Annotated in this window: 13 protein-coding genes; 3 read left to right on the forward strand and 10 right to left on the reverse strand. The window is 60.3% G+C overall.

Annotated elements, in window-relative coordinates:
- Positions 1-155 precede the first annotated feature (155 nt).
- Positions 156-740 carry an ImmA/IrrE family metallo-endopeptidase gene (locus PV761_RS09885; RefSeq protein ID WP_347896299.1) on the reverse strand — a complete coding sequence of 195 codons (585 nt, stop codon included), beginning with the start codon at positions 738-740 and terminating at the stop codon, positions 156-158.
- Positions 737-1114, reverse strand: a complete 378-nt coding sequence (locus PV761_RS09890; protein ID WP_347896301.1) for a helix-turn-helix domain-containing protein — start codon at positions 1112-1114, stop codon at positions 737-739. Before PV761_RS09890 ends, PV761_RS09885 begins: the two co-directional genes overlap by 4 nt.
- 174 nt (positions 1115-1288) lie before the next feature.
- On the opposite strand from PV761_RS09890, the gene PV761_RS09895 reads away from it, so the two are divergent.
- From PV761_RS09895 to PV761_RS09905, 3 genes are read left to right on the forward strand one after another with little or no spacing between them, the layout of a single operon-like run.
- Entirely contained in the window at positions 1289-1561 is a 273-nt protein-coding gene (locus PV761_RS09895) for a multiubiquitin domain-containing protein (RefSeq protein ID WP_347896303.1), read from the forward strand.
- The gene (locus PV761_RS09900; RefSeq protein ID WP_347896305.1) at positions 1536-2705 is read left to right on the forward strand and encodes a ThiF family adenylyltransferase; all 1170 of its coding nucleotides are present in this window, start codon (positions 1536-1538) and stop codon (positions 2703-2705) included. The genes PV761_RS09895 and PV761_RS09900 overlap by 26 nt, the downstream gene beginning before the upstream one ends.
- Positions 2702-3091 (forward strand): DUF6527 family protein, encoded by a 390-nt coding sequence (locus tag PV761_RS09905; RefSeq protein WP_347896307.1) that lies wholly within the window; start codon positions 2702-2704, stop codon positions 3089-3091. Before PV761_RS09900 ends, PV761_RS09905 begins: the two co-directional genes overlap by 4 nt.
- Before the next feature lie 169 nt (positions 3092-3260).
- Here the strand turns inward: PV761_RS09905 and PV761_RS09910 are convergent, their stop codons facing one another.
- From PV761_RS09910 to PV761_RS09945, 8 genes are all read right to left on the reverse strand, one after another.
- Positions 3261-5048, reverse strand: coding sequence for a S1 RNA-binding domain-containing protein (locus PV761_RS09910; protein WP_347896309.1), 1788 nt, complete (start codon positions 5046-5048; stop codon positions 3261-3263).
- Positions 5045-8428 carry an AAA domain-containing protein gene (locus PV761_RS09915; protein WP_347896311.1) on the reverse strand — a complete coding sequence of 1128 codons (3384 nt, stop codon included), beginning with the start codon at positions 8426-8428 and terminating at the stop codon, positions 5045-5047. The genes PV761_RS09910 and PV761_RS09915 overlap by 4 nt, the downstream gene beginning before the upstream one ends.
- A gap of 310 nt (positions 8429-8738) precedes the next feature.
- Entirely contained in the window at positions 8739-8909 is a 171-nt protein-coding gene (locus PV761_RS09920; RefSeq protein WP_347896313.1) for a hypothetical protein, read from the reverse strand.
- Positions 8910-8919: 10 nt separating this feature from the next.
- The gene (locus PV761_RS09925) at positions 8920-9771 is read right to left on the reverse strand and encodes a hypothetical protein (protein WP_347896315.1); all 852 of its coding nucleotides are present in this window, start codon (positions 9769-9771) and stop codon (positions 8920-8922) included.
- Between the two features lie 118 nt (positions 9772-9889).
- Complete coding sequence (locus PV761_RS09930; RefSeq protein WP_347896317.1) at positions 9890-10981, reverse strand: hypothetical protein; 1092 nt, start codon at positions 10979-10981, stop codon at positions 9890-9892.
- Between the two features lie 3 nt (positions 10982-10984).
- Positions 10985-12193, reverse strand: a complete 1209-nt coding sequence (locus PV761_RS09935) for a GIY-YIG nuclease family protein (protein WP_347896319.1) — start codon at positions 12191-12193, stop codon at positions 10985-10987.
- On the reverse strand, positions 12190-14166 hold the full coding sequence (locus PV761_RS09940) for a DEAD/DEAH box helicase (RefSeq protein WP_347896321.1): 1977 nt from the start codon (positions 14164-14166) through the stop codon (positions 12190-12192). The genes PV761_RS09935 and PV761_RS09940 overlap by 4 nt, the downstream gene beginning before the upstream one ends.
- On the reverse strand, positions 14163-16859 hold the full coding sequence (locus PV761_RS09945; protein ID WP_347896323.1) for a DNA methyltransferase: 2697 nt from the start codon (positions 16857-16859) through the stop codon (positions 14163-14165). Before PV761_RS09945 ends, PV761_RS09940 begins: the two co-directional genes overlap by 4 nt.
- Between the last annotated feature and the right edge of the window lie 111 nt (positions 16860-16970).

Below are 16970 nucleotides of genomic sequence, written 5' to 3' on the forward strand. Positions count from 1 at the left end.
GTGTCTGCTTGTTCGGTTGAAGAGGCGGGCACCGTCGTGACGTCCATCTTGTCGAGGCTGCCCGCGCGTCAGACCTGGGGACGGCGCCTGTCTGGCCGTGCGACTGGGTTTCCTCCCCGGCGCTTTTGCCCGGGTGCCCCCAATGTGGTGGCCGGTCAACTGCGGGCTTTACCCCGGTATGCCCCGGTGCGTCGCTTGGCGATGATGCGGGCCCCGGTTGAATCCATCCGCCACCGTGCCATGTCCACGCTGACCCCGAACCGGAGGGCGACTTCCTCGTTGGTCTGGCCTTTGCGGGCAAGGAGCTTGGCAGCTTCGAAAGGAACGAGGAGTTCTCCGGCGATTTCTGCCGCTTCGCCTTCCTGGGTCGGGTCCGCGACCCGGCACCCCCGTTCGTTGACCAGGCTCGTGCCGAAGGTATGTTCACCGACGACATGGGCGAGTTCGTGGCTCATGGTCGAGCGGCGGCGCGCCTCGGGGTGTGAGTCATTTTCAATGATGACAGCCCCGCTGCCGAGGGGAACCAGCGCACCGGAGAACACGTCCTGACGGTCGACAGTGAAGTACTCCCGGACCTTGTCATCGATCGGCAGCGCACTCAGGGACATCACCCGGATCCCGTACAGGTCGGCAAGCTGCCACGGGTCGAGGGGCTCCAGGGGGTCCAAACCGATTTCCGTGCGCAGTTCAGCGGCAAGGCGCTTGCACGCGGCTTTGTTGAAACCGTACTTGGCGCTCACGCAGTCCCCTCGCGCGGGGCCTGGGCATGCCGCACCGCGGCCCGGACGACTTCTTCGATGTAGGCGATGGTGGGAGCGTCGAGGTCCTGCCGCGCCCGCAGCAGGGGCGCCAACTCCGTCATCAGGTCCGGTTCCCGCTGAGCGGAACGGTCAGTGTCGGTATCGACCATGAACTTCTCAGCCGGCATGTTCAACCAGCGCACGAGCGTGGCGAAACCATCCGCATCCGGGCGCAGGTCATTGCCGATCCGGGACAACAACGAGGGGCTGACGCCGATCTCCTTGGCAAGCGACCGCCAGGACAAGCCACGCGCCTGCCGTTCTGCATCCAAGGCGGCATGCAGCCCGCGGACATCAATCTTCGCCTTTGTCATATGCATCCTCCTTTCGAGGTTCACCTACAGTGTTGCACTTTCGAAGCGCCGTTTGAAGTTCGACGCGAACCATCTTATAGTTGAAGCAGTGTTTTACTTCTGAAACACGGAAGTCCGAGCGAGACCCGTCAACCAAGACAGGCGAGCCCATAAAACGGAAAAGGATGACCAGTCATGACTGATCAGACAACAACAGCAGCACCCGCGAAGGGCCACGAATTCACGGCCACGATCGTCATCAACACGCGCCCCTTCGTCTGGAACGAGAAGAAGATCACCTTCGAGCAGGTTCTGGGACTTGCGTTCCCGGGCCAAAACTACGATCCGGCGGCAACGAGCGTCGAGTACAGCCGCGGCCACGGCCCGGACCATTCGCTCCGCCAGGGCGAGAGCGTGAACGTCAAGGAAGGAATGGTTTTCGATGCCGAACCCGCAGTCCGCTCCTGAAAGCCCCGTAGACCGACTCCTCGCTGAGGGGTATGACCTGACCCTCGGCCACGGGCACCTGAGTGTGCGCCGTGTCCCCTACATCGCCCCGGACGGCGAGGTGCGTACGGACGGGCGGCTGGTCCTTCCGGTCAACGACAGCGCCGGATCGATCATCGACGTCATCGGGGACCACACCATCTTGTTCGCCGGGGAAGAACCACGCGACGAACACGGAACACCGCTCGGCGCATCCATCCCTCCCCGCGACATAGTCGGGATCGGGACGGTGCCCTGGATGCTCTCCTTCAAGCCACCAAGCGGACACCACCCCGGGCTTTACGAGAAGGTCCGCAGCTACGCCCGCATCCTCAGCAGCGCCGCGCAGCAGCTGGACCCGACCGTGAACGCAACCCCGGGGGCAGCGTTCCAGGCCGTTGAAGACGGTCTTCCGTTCGTGTACCGGGACACCAACACCACCCGGGCCGGGTTGACGGCACTGAACAGCGTCTTCCGGGGACACACCATCGCCATTGTCGGGGTCGGCGGGACCGGCAGCTACATCCTCGACCAAGTAGCGAAGACCTGGGTTGACCGCATCATCCTGGTCGACGGCGACGAGTTCGAAAACCACAACGCATTCCGCGCCCCGGGAGCAGCCGCGTTGGAAACACTGCAGGCTGGGCCGAACAAGGCCCAGTACTTCGCCGCCGAATACTCCCGCATGCACACCGGGATCACAGCCCACCCACACAGCCTGCGGGCCGACAACCTTCACCTCATCGAAGATGCGACCTTCGTGTTCCTCGCCGCCGCCGACGCCCAGGAACGCCCGCAGATCATGGCTTGGCTCCAGGAGCGGGGCGTGCCGTTCATCGACGTAGGGCTTGGGCTCAGCCAGGAAGAAGCCGGTCTGACCGGGCTGCTGAAAACCACGGCCTACATGCCCGGCAACGGGATGATCCCCCCAACCGAGCCTGCCGCGCCTCCAGGTGAGGATGACTACAGCAGCAACATCCAGGTCGCGGACCTTAATGCCCTGAACGCGCTCATGGCCGTGATCACCTGGAAACGGTACCTGGGCTACTATGCCTCGTACTCGCCGGCCCCGGAGGTCATGTACAAGCTCTACCTCAACGAAATCCGAAACGGCGGCCCCGCATGACCGGCCCGCGGCACTACAGCGCCGCCTTCGTCGACTCGTTCCCAACTCCCATGGAACCGGGAATTCTCTATATTTCGGCGAAGTACTCCACCGCGGGGCATTCCTGCGCCTGCGGGTGCGGGAACGAGGTCGTCACCAAGCTCTCCCCCGCAAGGTGGCGGATCACCTACGACGGGCAGATCTCCCTCGCACCCTCCGTGGGAGCCATCGCCCTGCCCTGCAACTCCCACTACTTCATCACCCGCGGAGAAGTCGATTGGGACCGGAAACTCACTCCCAGCGAGACTGAGCGGGCACTGGAGGCCGACCAGCATGCCGTGGAAGACTACCGTTCCTCGGCGAGACCCGGATGGTTCAAGCGTCTTTGGCAGCGCATCTTCCGCTGATATTGCGGATCCCACCAGAACAGCTGGCCCCCGCGAACGCCGAACGCGAACGCGGAGATCTGGGCATGTCGCCGGCACAGGTCACGTGAAAGGCTTCTCGGCCACGGCCCGGAGGCGGGCTGACGATCCGTTTGAGGTGGACACGCCAATACAGAAGCGGGCCGTATCTTTAGCCCTGCAGTGCGAGCGAGACGCGTTTGCGTTCGGGCTGGACCTCAAGAATCCGGACAATGACGCGTTCTCCGATACCGAGGCCGTTCCCCTCGGGCCTTCGCATGGTGGACGGCAGTTGCGAATTGTGGATGAGGCCCACGATGCCGTTTTCGAGGGTGACGAACACCCCGAAGACGGCAAAGCCTTGGATCCGGCCAGGAATCGTCTCTCCGGTGCGAAGCTGTGCCCATACCTCCTCTGGGGGCGTCTTCCTCGGCTTCCGGTGCCGTGGTGGCCGGCTGCTGTGGCCTTTACTGTTGTCATCTTGGGCATCGGATGCAGCGTTTGGCGACGTGCTCGAGGTGCTGGCATCCGGAAGTGCGGCCCCGGACGGGTTTGGCAGGTTGCCGATCACTTCTAAGGCCTGCTCTCTGACCTGGTCCAGATACCGCTCATAGGCCAGGTCGGCGAGCCTGCGGTCACGGACGAGGGTTCCTTCCTCCATTCGGTACCGTCGGCTCCTGTCGCCTCTGAACGAAAGCCAGTTGAAACTGGTCGTGACATAGAAGTCGTCGCCGACGAGCACCTTAGCGTGGGTGTTCTTCAATCGCACTACGGCGAGCTGTTTTGACCGTCGCGCTGCCGAATGAAGCTCGGTGAGGGACTCGTCGATCTTGGGCTGGTCTTCATATCCCCAGGCAATGATGACAGGGCACTTGGCAGCCAGTTTCTCGATCTGCCTGATCCAGGTTTTTGTGACCACCGCACTTGTGATCCACGGGCTGATGATGAGGAGTCTCCGCCGGGTATTTGTTACTGCTTCATCGAGAATCCAGGGATGCTCATAGGTGCCGAGCCACCGTATCGCGGCCGAATCGACAGTCTGGCCGGCTTCTGCGCTGGTATCCGCATGGGGCCCCTCTGTCCGGGTTTCGGGACCGTCTGCGATCGCTTGGAGCGTGAGAACCTCTTCTCGCGCCATCTTCGGGGTTCTGCCGGGCTCCGGGGCGTAGGTCCGTGTTTGGCCGTCGGCGGGCGACTGCGGTCCTTCGATTCTGATGCCGAGTCGATCGACGGTCTGAAGGCGCTCGAGTTGTACCTCGTGGGCCGGACTCCACGTACCGTCGATGTCTAGGCCCAGACGAACCGAGTCGGAGTCGATTCCTTTATAGATCAGCAGGATGGCTTCTTTGAAGTACTTCCGGTTCTCGGTGACACCGAGAGTGCCGAGTATCCGGTTGACCTGGTTCCTGCCTCCCAGGATTGCGGTGAGGTCGGCTGCGGACAGTTCGTCTACGGTTGCAGGTTCGCCTGACGCTGGCGGCAGGACCAATATTCCTTCACGGTTCCCTATCTCGGCCGCGCGTGTGAGGGATCGTTTGGTCCAGGCGACTGGTTTGCGGACGATCCTGTCGAACATGACCGAGAGGGTGACGACTTTCGGCGCCTCGGCCACGGTATCCTCGAGTGCGTCTTGCCCAGGGGGCAGTAGTTGTATGTGGCGGTGGTCGGTGTCGAGCGCCCTGTAGTCGATCATCTCCCTCTGCAGCAGGGCGCCGATCACATTGGCGGTATCGTCTTGGTCGAGTCCGAGGAACCAGGAGATTTCCTCGATCCGCTTCAAACCTAATTTGATGGCCCGGAGGGTGTATCGCTCGGCGACGCCGAGCTCGCTGGCTCTTTCGGCCAGCAGGTCGACGGTGAGCACTGAGGCTGGGATGGCGCAGGGCTCTGCGGACACCAAGAGGTGGCCGGGGATGACGTGGGCGTGGCGTCGGGCAGCGAGGGCGAAGGGGTCGGTCACACGAACTCCATTCGGCAGTCGTCGGTGTGATCTATGTGGTTGAGCACTCTTTTCAGCGGTCCGTCTTTGGCAGTGCAGAATTCCGAGTCTCCGACGATCCAGAGGAGTTCGCGTGCGCGTGAAAGAGCCACGTTGATGCGGCCTTCCCCGAAGGACTCTGAGAGGAAGCCCATGTCGAGGCGAGTGTTGCTCCGGGTGACGGAGAATATTACGACGTCCGCTTCTCTGCCCTGTACGGCGTCGATCGTTTTGACGCTGATGTCGAGGTGGGGAAGAGTAAGGGCGCGGACTGCGCGGTCCAGCATGTGGAGCTGTCGTTGGTACCCGGTGAGGACAAGGACTTCCGTCCGGTTGCCGTCCAGACGGCGGAGCTCACCCCTTCTGGCCATTTCTTCCAGTCGGCAAAGTCGTCGGCAGACGATGTCGACCTCGGTCGCGTTCGAGGAGCTTTTCGCCTTGACCGAGTCTTCATGCCGGGTTTCGCGACGACTTGTCGAGAACCACGCCACGCGAGGTTGCCCGCTGAGGGCTTCTCCGTGGAGTGAAGGATGCGGATCGTGCACAAGTTGCTCGTCATAGAAGGTGTTGGAGATCAGTTGTCCGATGGGGCGAGCCATCCGATGCTGCGTGACGAGGCTCTCTCTGCAGTCATTTGGTGACTCTGCCACCAGGATGCTGAACAACGAGTCGGAGCCGAGCAGTTCGTCGAGGTTGTAGGTATCGACAAGCTCACTGTGGTCCATGACCTCTTCGCGCATCGGCGGGAGCTGTTTCGTGTCGCCCACGAGCACCCACCGGCGCGAACGCACCATAGGGACGAAGAGCTCGGTGGAAGTTGCCCGTGACGCCTCGTCGACGATGCAGAGGTCGAAGTCGATATCGCGGACGCTCTGGTTTCCCAGGAATCCCATGCACGTCCCGGCGATGACGGACTGTTTCGGAAGGAACAGCAGCTCGGCCGAGCGGGGATCCTGCAGGCTTGCCAGCCAGTCGGCCTGGGCGCGCATGATGTCCCGGAGGCGGGCAGCGTCGGGGTTTCTGTCGAGGCACGCTGCGGAAAGATGAGTGAGCGTTTCGATGCTTTCCTGTTCGGCGACATTGGCGTCAACGACGCCTGCCTGCTGCCGAACCGTGTCCAAGGCGAGGGCTGCCGCCTTCTCGGCCCTGTCCAGCCGATCCGTCAGTTCGTTTTCGACGTCGTCGTCGCTGTCCTGTGGGTCGAATGATTCGAGTTCTGCCTTACGCTGGTCCCGGAGCCGCAGCGCGGCTGCGGCTTCCTCTGCGGCGAAGGCCAATCGAAGGCGCGGGGCCGAGACGTCGACGGCAGCGGCCAACTGCTCGAGCCCTTGGCCAGCCCTGTGCCTCACCTCCTCTATCCAGGCTTTGATTTTGTTCGGCAGGAGGAGATGGGCCGCCTCTTGGGCTACCTGGTCTTCTCGCGTCGAGAGTCGGACAAGGCCGTCCACTCCTGCCCTGTCGAGACGGCTTACGGCGTTGTCAAGAGCAACGTGCATCTGGCTGACGAGGAGGATCCTGTCATGTGGGCGGGCCCTCAGGTGCTGTGCGACGAGCTCGCAGATGAAAGACGTCTTTCCGGTGCCCGGTGGGCCTTGGACGAGGAAGAGGTCAGAGGCTCCGAGTGCCTTTGCCACTGCGACCTTCTTGTCGTCGTCGAGGTCCGCGTTGATGGGCGCGAACTCCACTGGCTGGGCAGGGGAGCTCGACGCGGGGTCCAGTACCAGGTCGCGAAGGTCCGGGCGCAGGCTTCTTTGGTCGCGGAGCGAGCCGAGTGCTTCCCGTTGTCGCCGCACTGCGGTGTTCGAGGCTGTCCGGTTCCTGACCAGGACTCCGTCTTCAGGAAAATCGGCAGGGTTTCCTGAGATTCGGACGGTCGCCTCGTCTCCGTCGATCTCCTCCACGACGCATGAAACAGAGGTTCCGGACATAGGCCGGGCTGTTTCGCGGGCCAAGAGGTCCTGGTCGAGGATTTCCTCACGTGGTTCGTGGTCCAGTTGGAGGTTTGCGGTGTTCCAGTGACGGGAGTTGAGCCTGTATCCGACAGGGTCTTCGAGTTTCCTGTCGAGTTCCTCCTTGGCCTCGATGAGTCGTGACCAGCCGTCAAGTCGGCTTTGGCGGAATCGTTCGCTGTCGCGGTCCTCGGCATCCTGGATGGCCTGCCGAAGGAGTTCGTGAAGCTCTTTGGTCGCGCGGTGTGCAGCCAGCGGGCTCGCCGGTGGCCGGGCGGTCCAGACGTACTGATCTGACGGCAGGAGGACTGCTGCTGGCGAGCGACGGCGTGCCTCAAGTTCGTAGAAATCGCGGACGTCTGCTCGCGTGCAGACCATGCCTCCCTCTGTGAACTTGACGACGAGGCAAAGCTCGTCGCCGACGAGCTCGAACTCGTCCGGGTTGAGGATGACCGCTGAACCCTTCTGGGCTCTGCGGGGCACGGCGTACGTGGCTGTTCCCATGAGGGTTTCGATCGAGCGTTCAGGGATCGAGTCAGCACGTGCTTTCAGCAACTGCGTACGGGCCTGCGTGGTGAGGTTGACTGCCATCTCGGTTTGGGCGCGCCATTTCCGGCTGCGGTTGGAGTGGAGCTTACGGAGCTCGAGGTCCAGGACCTGGCCATCTTTGGGCCTGTTACTCGGGTCATTGCTCAGACAACGTTTCAACAGGTCCATGACCTGTTCAGGGACATCTATGCCGTCTACGTCGTCGGACAAGGCTCGTGAGATGTCTGCATAGTTGTGCAGCTCGTAGGGGACGAGACAGCGGACTAGCGTGGCTGCGAGCCCATGGACGTCCCGGTTCGATGCCGCCTTCGTGACCTTTTCCGGCGGTGCATAAGGCGTGGAGGCGTGGTCCACGACTGTGGCATCTCCCGGTGCAGCCACTTGGTTTTTAATTTTGCTGATGCCGAAGTCGGCAAGCAGCGGTCCATGGCCGTCCCACAAGACGTTGGTGGGTTTGATATCCCTGTGCAACACACCGTTGGCGTGGGCGTGGGCTAGCGCGCTCGAAAGGGGGAGCCCAATAGTCTCGCACAGATCATCCCACCCTGGGGGCTCGCCCAGGCCTGCGAGCCAGTCCGTCAGGGAGTCTGGAATCCACTCAAGGACGATGTAGTAGTCACCACGTTGGGCGTCGAAGCCTTTGTCGAGGAGCCGGGCGACATTGGGATGGTCGAGTCGGGCGAGTGCATCCGTCTCCCTCGTGAAAAAGATCGCGTTGACCGCATCCTTTGTGCCTGGAATGACCTTAACCGCGACTTCTTTACCACTGTCCAGATCGACGGCCTTGAAGACATCGCCTTGTCCACCTTGCCTGTGGCTACCCCTGATCGCCGCATACCGATCCGCGATGAACTCTTGCGCCATTCCCCCACCTGACCTGAGAACTATTACCGTCATCCTAGCCGGGACCTGCAACAAAGGTGGGCGGGAGTGACACCAGACAACGATTTCTTGGGTCCTCCAACCTCTCCCTGAAACGGGACCACGGCGTTGATCTCTCGGAGGATCGCAAGATGTCGCGCGCATGTTTGACGGCAAATCGGCCACAGCTCGTACGCCTCCACGCATACATGCTTAAGGACATCGACCCGGGGGACTACACATTTAAGTGTGCATGCGCGCTGACCTCAGGTTATGTCTCAAAACGGACACCACGGCGTGGGAGATTGAAGGCTCAGCTCTCGTCGAACGGCAGGCGGACGACCTCATCGCCCGGGTCTTCCGGACTTGCTGGCGGAGCCGCGCCCGGGTGGTCCTGGTACAGCGCGTCCGAGGCGCTCTGGTCGTAGCTGTCGGAGAGGTCTGCACCCTTGGTCCCGAGGACCTGCTCCCAGTTGAATCCCATACACACGACTTTATCGGCCGGTATCGAACTCGCGAAGGATCGCCTCGACGCGCGCGGTCAGTTCGTCGGCGCGCTTGAGGATCTGCTCTTCCTCCTCACGCGACATCTGCCGCCGGGGGCTGGCCGGCATCGCAGCTGCAGCAGGCACCGGCGCAGGTGCGGGCTCCGGACCGTCGAGCAGCAGGGCCGCGGCACTGATGACCGCCGACAGCGAGGATAGGTGCATGGAGCGGTAGGCATCGATCCATCCCCAGCGGTCCACGGCTGGCAGCATGCCGACGCAGAGGTGCCAGTCCGGATTGGGATCCGGCCGCAGGTGCCGGTGCGCGGAGCCTACTTCGTCGCGGCGGTGCCCCAGGGCCCGGACGGAGCCGTGCGACCACCCGCTGTTGGTGCCGATCACATCGAGCCACGACCAGGTGGCGCACGCCGGACAGGCGCTCGGGTCCTCGGCGATGCCAATCCACTGGCGCAGCTCGCGCATCCTCTCCGGCCGCAGCCCAAGCGCCCCCGCCCTGTCCAGCCCGAGGCCTCCGTGGGAGGGCGGTGCCAGCAGAACCGCAGCGAACAGCAACCTGCGCAGCCGCAGCCGGAAGACCCAGTGGGTACCAGGGTGCTGGACGATCGCCGTCCCGCGCCGGATCAGCCGCTGCAGGGAGCCGGTGTCCTCCGTGTGCCCGCGCGGCCACGCGGGGGCCGCTGGAACGTCAGGAGCCAGTCGCCGGCGAAGAGTCGAGAGCACAGCCCGGGACGGCTGTACCTGCCGCGAAAAGCGAGAGAGTGAGGCCTCATCAATCCTTCCGGCAGGCACGCCCATGACCGAGCACCAGTCGATCCAGAGGTCGGGAAGTGCCGTCGTCATCCTCACGATTCTCCCACGGCGGACTGGTTCGACAAGAGCGTCGCCTCAGGCGAGGGTCAGGCCTGCTATTCGCGAACGCTCTCGTCCGCATAAGTCTCGATAGGCCATCCGCCCAGGCTCAGTCATCAAGACCGAAGGCAGCAGTGAGGTGCTCGATCGTAAACTGGCTGCGCATCTTTGTAGCTGTGTTCTGGTTGGCGTAGAGCCCGGTCTTCCGCACTCCCTGATCACGCGGAACGGCGCGTGTCCATTCGACCGGTACTGCCCATTCTGCATTGTCGTCGTCCTCGTCGCCGTCATGATGATAGTTTCCTGCCAGGGCGAGATCAGTCAGCTTCCGCTCGATTCCATCTACGATGACGGTGGTTTCGTCGAATCTCTGGGCCTCGCCCGCGACAGTACCAACTCCGACGTATCCGATTTTGGGGATGTAGGTGAAGATTCGGGCACCGAGGGGCAAGTTTTTCAGCGTTTGTGAATACTTCTTGCCGCCGCCGCCTGAGACGAAGCCGTACTTCATGCCGTCGACCCATTGCCGGCCTGTTGGCTCGTCGCCAAATGAGACGTACCAGTCAGACCCGTTCCAGGGTTCACGTGTCTTGTTCTTCCGTGAGGTCGCGGCAATGGACGACTTGGCTTGTTCGCTCTGATCGACCAGCCAGCTGCGGGCAAGATACGAAGATCCGTTGTCCTGAAAATGTCTGAAGAAGACGACGTTGATGGGGACATCGAAGTCTTCATTGAGGAACCGCACGATGCGCTCGGTAGCGGCGTCAACACTGGCGGCAACGATTCTAAATTCTTGTGCAGTGTTGACCTCTTCAGGAAGAGTGTCGCCGAAACGATCGGCAAACGCTTCTTCAAGAGCAAGGCCTGGACGGTAGGTGGCGAAGATATTGTCGATATCGCTTCGGCCAAGGGTTGCTGCCCAGGAGCCGTAATCGAGGGTCTGAGCGGCAACATCGCGTGGAGTTTTGTCGCGTTTGAGTTCGATTACGTGCAGCGACGCCGTTTCGTCCAGGGCGAGCAGATCTACGAATCCCCCGTGCGCGGTCGGAACCTGCCGGCCAATGACGAGAAGCGGCTCGCCAAGCACTGACGGGTCAGACTCGATGTAGCCCTCCAACTGGGATTCCAAGCCGATTGATGTCGGCACTATCCGGCTGAGTTGGCCGCCCTCTGCCCGCCACAAGCCCATCTCAACAGCCATTCGTCATTCCCATCCTGCCTGTTGTCGTTCGACGAGTTTCTTGAGCTGAGCGTCGTAGACATAGTCGGTGATCTCGCCGGACATGATCATTGCGACGGCTTTGTTGATGGTTTCCAGCGGCACCACGAACCACTCCGATGGGTCGTAGTCGCGTCCCTTCCGGTCGACCTGCGTCAGGTCCAGACGCACCTCGGCGAACACGCGGTGCAAGAGGTGCTCCAGCCACGACGCACGCACATTGTAGAGGCGGTAGTCTGCCAGCACCTTCACGGGTGCCATCAGGTAGGTCGGCGACTTCGCCGCGTTTTTGATGCGGGTCTCGACCTTGGTAGTCGAGAAGCCGATCTTGTGGAGATCCTTCATCCCAGCGACAACAGGATCCTTGCTGAGCGACTGCAATACGTAGATGTGGCCGCTCTCCACGTCGGCGTCGAGGGCTTCGGTAGCATCGTGGCCTGTCCGCGCCAGGACCTGGCCCTGTGCTTCGTACATGCGGGTCATGAGGCTCTGTTTGTACATCGCCGATTCAGTGCCGTTTTCGAAGACGAGGCGGAGCCGCTGCTTCTGCCTGGGCTTGCCGCCGACAATCAGGTCCACGTCTTCACCGACCTCAGCGACAAAGCACATAACGCCACTGAGAACGAAGAACGCACCCTCACGGATAAGATCCATGCCGGTGAAAGGCACCAGACTATATGTGCCTTCGGCCAGCTCGGCGTGCTTCGCTTTGAACAAAGGTTCGAACAGGTCGAAGTCCTCGGCCTTTACCCGCTGAGCGACCGAGTCCGGAGACTCGGGCCGTTTGATCACGGGAAGATCCGATACGTCGAGGATGCCACTGTCGTCGCCGAGCAGATCGTCCAGGTCATCGCTGTCAAGAAGCTCGTCCAATGACTCTGGCGCTGCCTCTACAGCCAGGAGTTCGAACTCCGTGTCGAGGTGTTTGAGCGCTGCCATCTTTTCGTCGTTGGCCAGGATGCCCTCCAGGCGGGCCCCAAGCTTCCGCTCGGCGATCTCCCTCGTCGCCGAGCTCGGCAGACGCTCGTGTGTCCGGCGGAACTCTACGATCTCTAGGAAAGCCCGCTCAAGGCGGTCAGACGAGGTGACCTTCTTGGCTTTCTCGGGCACGTTGAGCAGGCCATCGAGGTCGTTGTCGATGAGGTCTTGCAGGGAAGCCGGCGCTTCCTCGAAAATTTCGTCGTTATCGATCATTCGTCCGATGCCATTTCAGTCGCACGCTTTTGGGCTTCGAGTTTCTGCTTGGCCCGCTGGAGCCAGAGCAGCGCGTCGGCGTATCGTTTCTCAGTCGGTTCCTCGGCACGGGAGTCTGGCCGTCGATTGTTGACCTTGATCCAGTTCTTGATCCGGGGAACAAGAGCCAGAGCCTCTTCCTCGGTGAACTCGACGCGGGTAGCCGTGATCTGGTCCTGGATGATCCGCAGTACGGAGGGAGTCACCGACTTGGACATGACCTCGAAGGCGCGCTGGAAGGGGTTCACCGAGTCGATGAGGTTGATGGAGAGTTCATCGATGTTGACGAACTTCTCTGCCATCTTGATGAAGCGTTTGTCTCCGACTTCGCGGACCTCACCGTTCTTGACCACTGAGTCCACGACGACCTGCTGCCGCACTTCTTCAACCTGCGATTCGTCAAGGTCCGGGTACTTTTCTCGGATGATCTTCGGGATCAGGACCTTGTTGGCGGTCTCTGCGTCGATCGAGCCCGCTGCTGCGCGAGCGAAGGTGTCGTCTTGCAAGATCGTAGCTTTCAGGTCGTTCAGATCCGTCTCGACGATCTGCCTGACACGCTCCGTCGAGGGCTCCTTGAAGCCCTTAATCTTCAGCTGACCGGGGATCTTCGAGTCGTCCCCGTCGAACTTCTTTGTTTTGAAGGTGAAGTTCTGTGCGAGCACCTGCTCCATGAGCAACGATGCCGTAATCGCCTTCAACATGTTGTTCACCGAGACCTTCACTTCACCCTGAGTGGCGTCGGGTTCGGCGATCAGGTTCGTGAACTGGGCATGCTCCTTGCCGGGGCTGTCGCGGGTGACCCGGCCGATGATCTGGATGACCTCGGTCAGCGAGGCACGGTACCCGACGGTCAGGGCGTGCTCGGCAAAAGGCCAGTCGAAGCCTTCCTTCGCCATGCCCAGGGCGATGATGATGTCCACGGCATCGCGCTCTTTCGAGGCGACATGGGAGAGATAGTGGAGCGTGTCAGCACGTTTTTTCTGGTCGGTGTCATCCACGAGGTCGGCGACGCGAAGAATCTCACCGGTATCTTTGTGGCGGATGCTGATGATTCCGGTATCGGGGTCAGTGGCTTCGACGTGGCCGATCGCATCGATAATGAACCCGACTTCTTCGATCTTGTCCTTGGTGGACTCCCCCGAGTTGACGTTCGGAATATGAACGATGGTCTTCTTGTCCAGGTGCAGGACTTCACCGATAGCGTCCGTATAGCGGCCCTGGTAGAAGTGATGCCCGATGCCGAGCGAGTGCAAGTGCTCATAACCGTTGAGCTGGTCGTAGTAGTTGAACGTGACCGGCGTGAACTGTGCCTCGTCTTCAGCGGACAGAACCGGCACTGAGTCTCCGCGGAAGTACGAGCCGGTCATTGCCACGATGTGCACGTCCGAGCCGTTCATGACTTCACGCAGGAGCGCGCCGAGGCGGTTGGCCTCGGTATCAGCGGAGACATGGTGGAACTCATCTATTGCCAGCACGGTGCCGTTGAACGCTTCCGGTGCGAGCTTCTCGAAGGCGAACCGCAGCGTCGCGTGCGTGCAGACCAACGTGGCGTCAGAGCCTTCAAGAAAGTCAATGAACGCTCCTACTTTGCCCTGCGAGGAACCGGCGTCGCAGAGGTTGTGCTTGTCTTTGATTTCCCAGTCTGCGAAGAATCCGTGCGAGGTGAGCTTCGTTGAGGAGAAGGAGGCTCCGATGGATCGCTCGGGGACGGCGACGATGACCTTTTTCCGGTCCTGGTTGTAGAGCTTGTCGAGCGCAACAAACATCAGGGCTCGCGACTTCCCTGACGCCGGCGGTGCTTTGACCAGAAGGTGCTGGGCATCTCTCTTGGCGAAGACGCGCTGCTGCATCTCCCGCATGCCCAGTGCATCGGTGTTTACCGATGCCTTAGTGCGGGCATATGTCACGTCGACGATGTTTATCGGCTTGTTCACTTCGTCCCCTTTGTGGCCTCGGCGGCAGTCATCTCGTCATACATACCGAAGAGGTCTGACAATCTCTGCTCGTCGGTTTCGTAGTCACGTTTGGAGTAGATCGAATCCACCAGGTTGTCGACCTCGGCGTGTGCCTGCCGCAAATCTGCAGGCATCAGCTCTGGGTCGTAAAGTTCAGCCAAGGTTCGTTCGCAGTGATATTCGCGTACATCCAACACCCGCAACGCTGCAATAGTCAGCCTTTCCTTTACCGTGTCAGAAAGCGGAGGGACGGGGAAGTTGTTGTAGACGATTGTGTTTGAGTATCGATAGTCCATCTTTATGCGGCCACCAACGGCCCGGGTCCATGTCATGTGCATGCGTGATGTCAACAATGCAAATAACCATGGTTCCGCTTCATACACCGCGAAGGCTGCATTTGAGATCACCGTATCAGAGGCAAGATAGCCCATCGGAATGTACTCCCGGCGCTCCGACGAATGACCCGGAACGATAATTGAATCTGTGGCCTTGTAACGGGATTCCCCAAATCGATGCGGGACTGCTGCAAGCTTCTGAGTCGCCAGTTTCTTGCTATCTCGGCGCATCGAAGCCGTCCCATCGAGACGTCTGCCAATTTCGGGAATGGCCCGGGCTATACCAAGCATCTGTGTATCGATCCACAAGCAGAAGCGTTGTTTCCCATCAATGAATTCGTCCGCTCCGAGAAATCGCTTGATAAATTCTGTCGCCTGCGGCGAAGCATCGACAAGTCTGTCACGCTCAGGCAGATCGAGAGTCAGATATCCCCCATCCGTAGGCTTGGACCCGTATGCCATTGCCGGAAGGGATCCTGCGAGGGGCTTGCGTCTTGCTGGAACGAAGCCAGTGTGGCCATCAGCTAGGTAACCGTTGATGTTCTTCGCTTCAATCTGTAACCCATTAGTGAAGATGTACTTTGGCCCGGAGCGAGCCACGCGGAGGTTGATGACGACCACTGTTACACCTGCGTTGCGCTTCGCATTGTTCTCCCACTTGAACGAGGTGTAGGCATAACCGATCTCGATGCCTTGCGAGAAAATTGATGGAAACATTAGTTCGACGTGCTGACCCTGGGCGACCGAGTTTGTAGTGACGAACGCTAACTCAGACTTAGTGCCAACGATATAGTCAGAACCCTTGACAAACCAAAGGGCGATGTAGTCAAGGTTTTTTGAGTACGATCGGTTACCAAAGACGAATGGAAAGTCGCTCTTCATTTCTTGCGACTGCTCGCTTGACCCCTTGTACGGTGGGTTCCCGATAACGTAGATCTCTTCATTTTCGTTGTTGGGGCAGACTGACTTCCAGTCGACGCGGTTGGCATTACCCTGCCGGATCTGACCTGTTTCCTTGAGCGGAATCAGTGGGATAGAGATGTTGAACTTATCTTTGAACTCCGCATTCATCTGGTGCTTTGCGATCCATAGGGAGAGGATCGCTACCTCGACTGCGAAATCGTCGATCTCAATACCGTAGAAATTTTCGATGTTGATCTTGGACTCTGCGTACAGCATCTGGTGCTTTGGGTCGATCTCGAAAAGACGCTCAAGGATCGCGTGCTCCAGCCGGCGCAGTTCCTTATAGGCAATGATGAGGAAGTTGCCGGATCCACAGGCAGGGTCGAAAACTTTGATCGCGCTGATGCGTTCGAGCAGTGCTTCAAGCTTTTTGACGGAGTCGAAACCTACATCAAGCTGTTCCTTCAAGCCATCCAGGAACAAAGGTTCGATGGTCTTGAGGATGTTCGGCACTGACGTGTAGTGCTGACCTAGGTCGCTGCGCTTGCCCGGAGTGACGATCGCCTGGAACATCGACCCGAAAATGTCCGGGTTGATGTCACGCCAGATCAGCGTGCCCAACTCGATCAGAAGGTCTCGGGCTCTTTTCGTGAACTGCGGCACCACATGATCAGGTTTCATTGTAAACAGCCGGCCGTTGACGTATGGGAACTGCGCCAGGTGCACCGGTTTCTCGGCGGTGTCTTCAGTATCAAGTGCCCGAAAGACCTCAGTGAGGAACTCCGCGACGTCGGATCCATCAGGCTGAGTATGTGAGCCGACTGCATTTACAAAGACACCCTCATCAAAGATGCCGGTGTCTTCGGCGAAGAAGCAGAACAGGAGCCGGGTGAAGAAGACGTTGAGCGCATGACGCCCGTGCGCCATGTCGAACATTTCGGGGTTCGCCACCAGCAACTCATCGAAAAGTTTGCCCATCCGCTCGGCAGCTTTGACGTCAGCGTGCGCCTCAGCGACGTATTGTGCCTTCTCCATGCCGGCCCAGGGCAGGAAGAACGTGAAGTACTGGTCGATGTCCCGGATCGGGATCATCAGGTTCTCGCCGGTCTTCGTGTCGATGGCCAGCAGCTCCGTATAGTCGGTGACGATCACGAAGCGGGTGTTGTACCGGACGACCAACGGTGAAGTCTTCAGTTCGTCGATGACCGCGAGAGGATCACCGCTCGTCTCTTTGAAGTAGACGACGTTCTTCTGCGCGACCTCAGTGGCCGGGTCGTGGGCAACATTCAGTGAGCCATTGCGCAACCTGGTCACGTTGCCCTGCGGCTTGCCGTAGGCCAGCAGCAGGCTGAAAATGAACTCGCGATCGTAGGACTCACGGCCGCCGAGCGGGGCAACGCGTTCCTCGACGGCTTTCAGGTTGAGCTTCACCATGAACGAGTTTCCTTCGCGAACGTGATCCCATCATGGGCCGCCGTGCAATTGGTGACGAGGCCCTTGTCCCTGGCACTAGCTGAAATACCGTCGGCAGACGACCACGGTTCA

Source organism: Arthrobacter sp. CC3 (assembly GCF_039907775.1).
GTDB lineage: Bacteria > Actinomycetota > Actinomycetes > Actinomycetales > Micrococcaceae > Arthrobacter.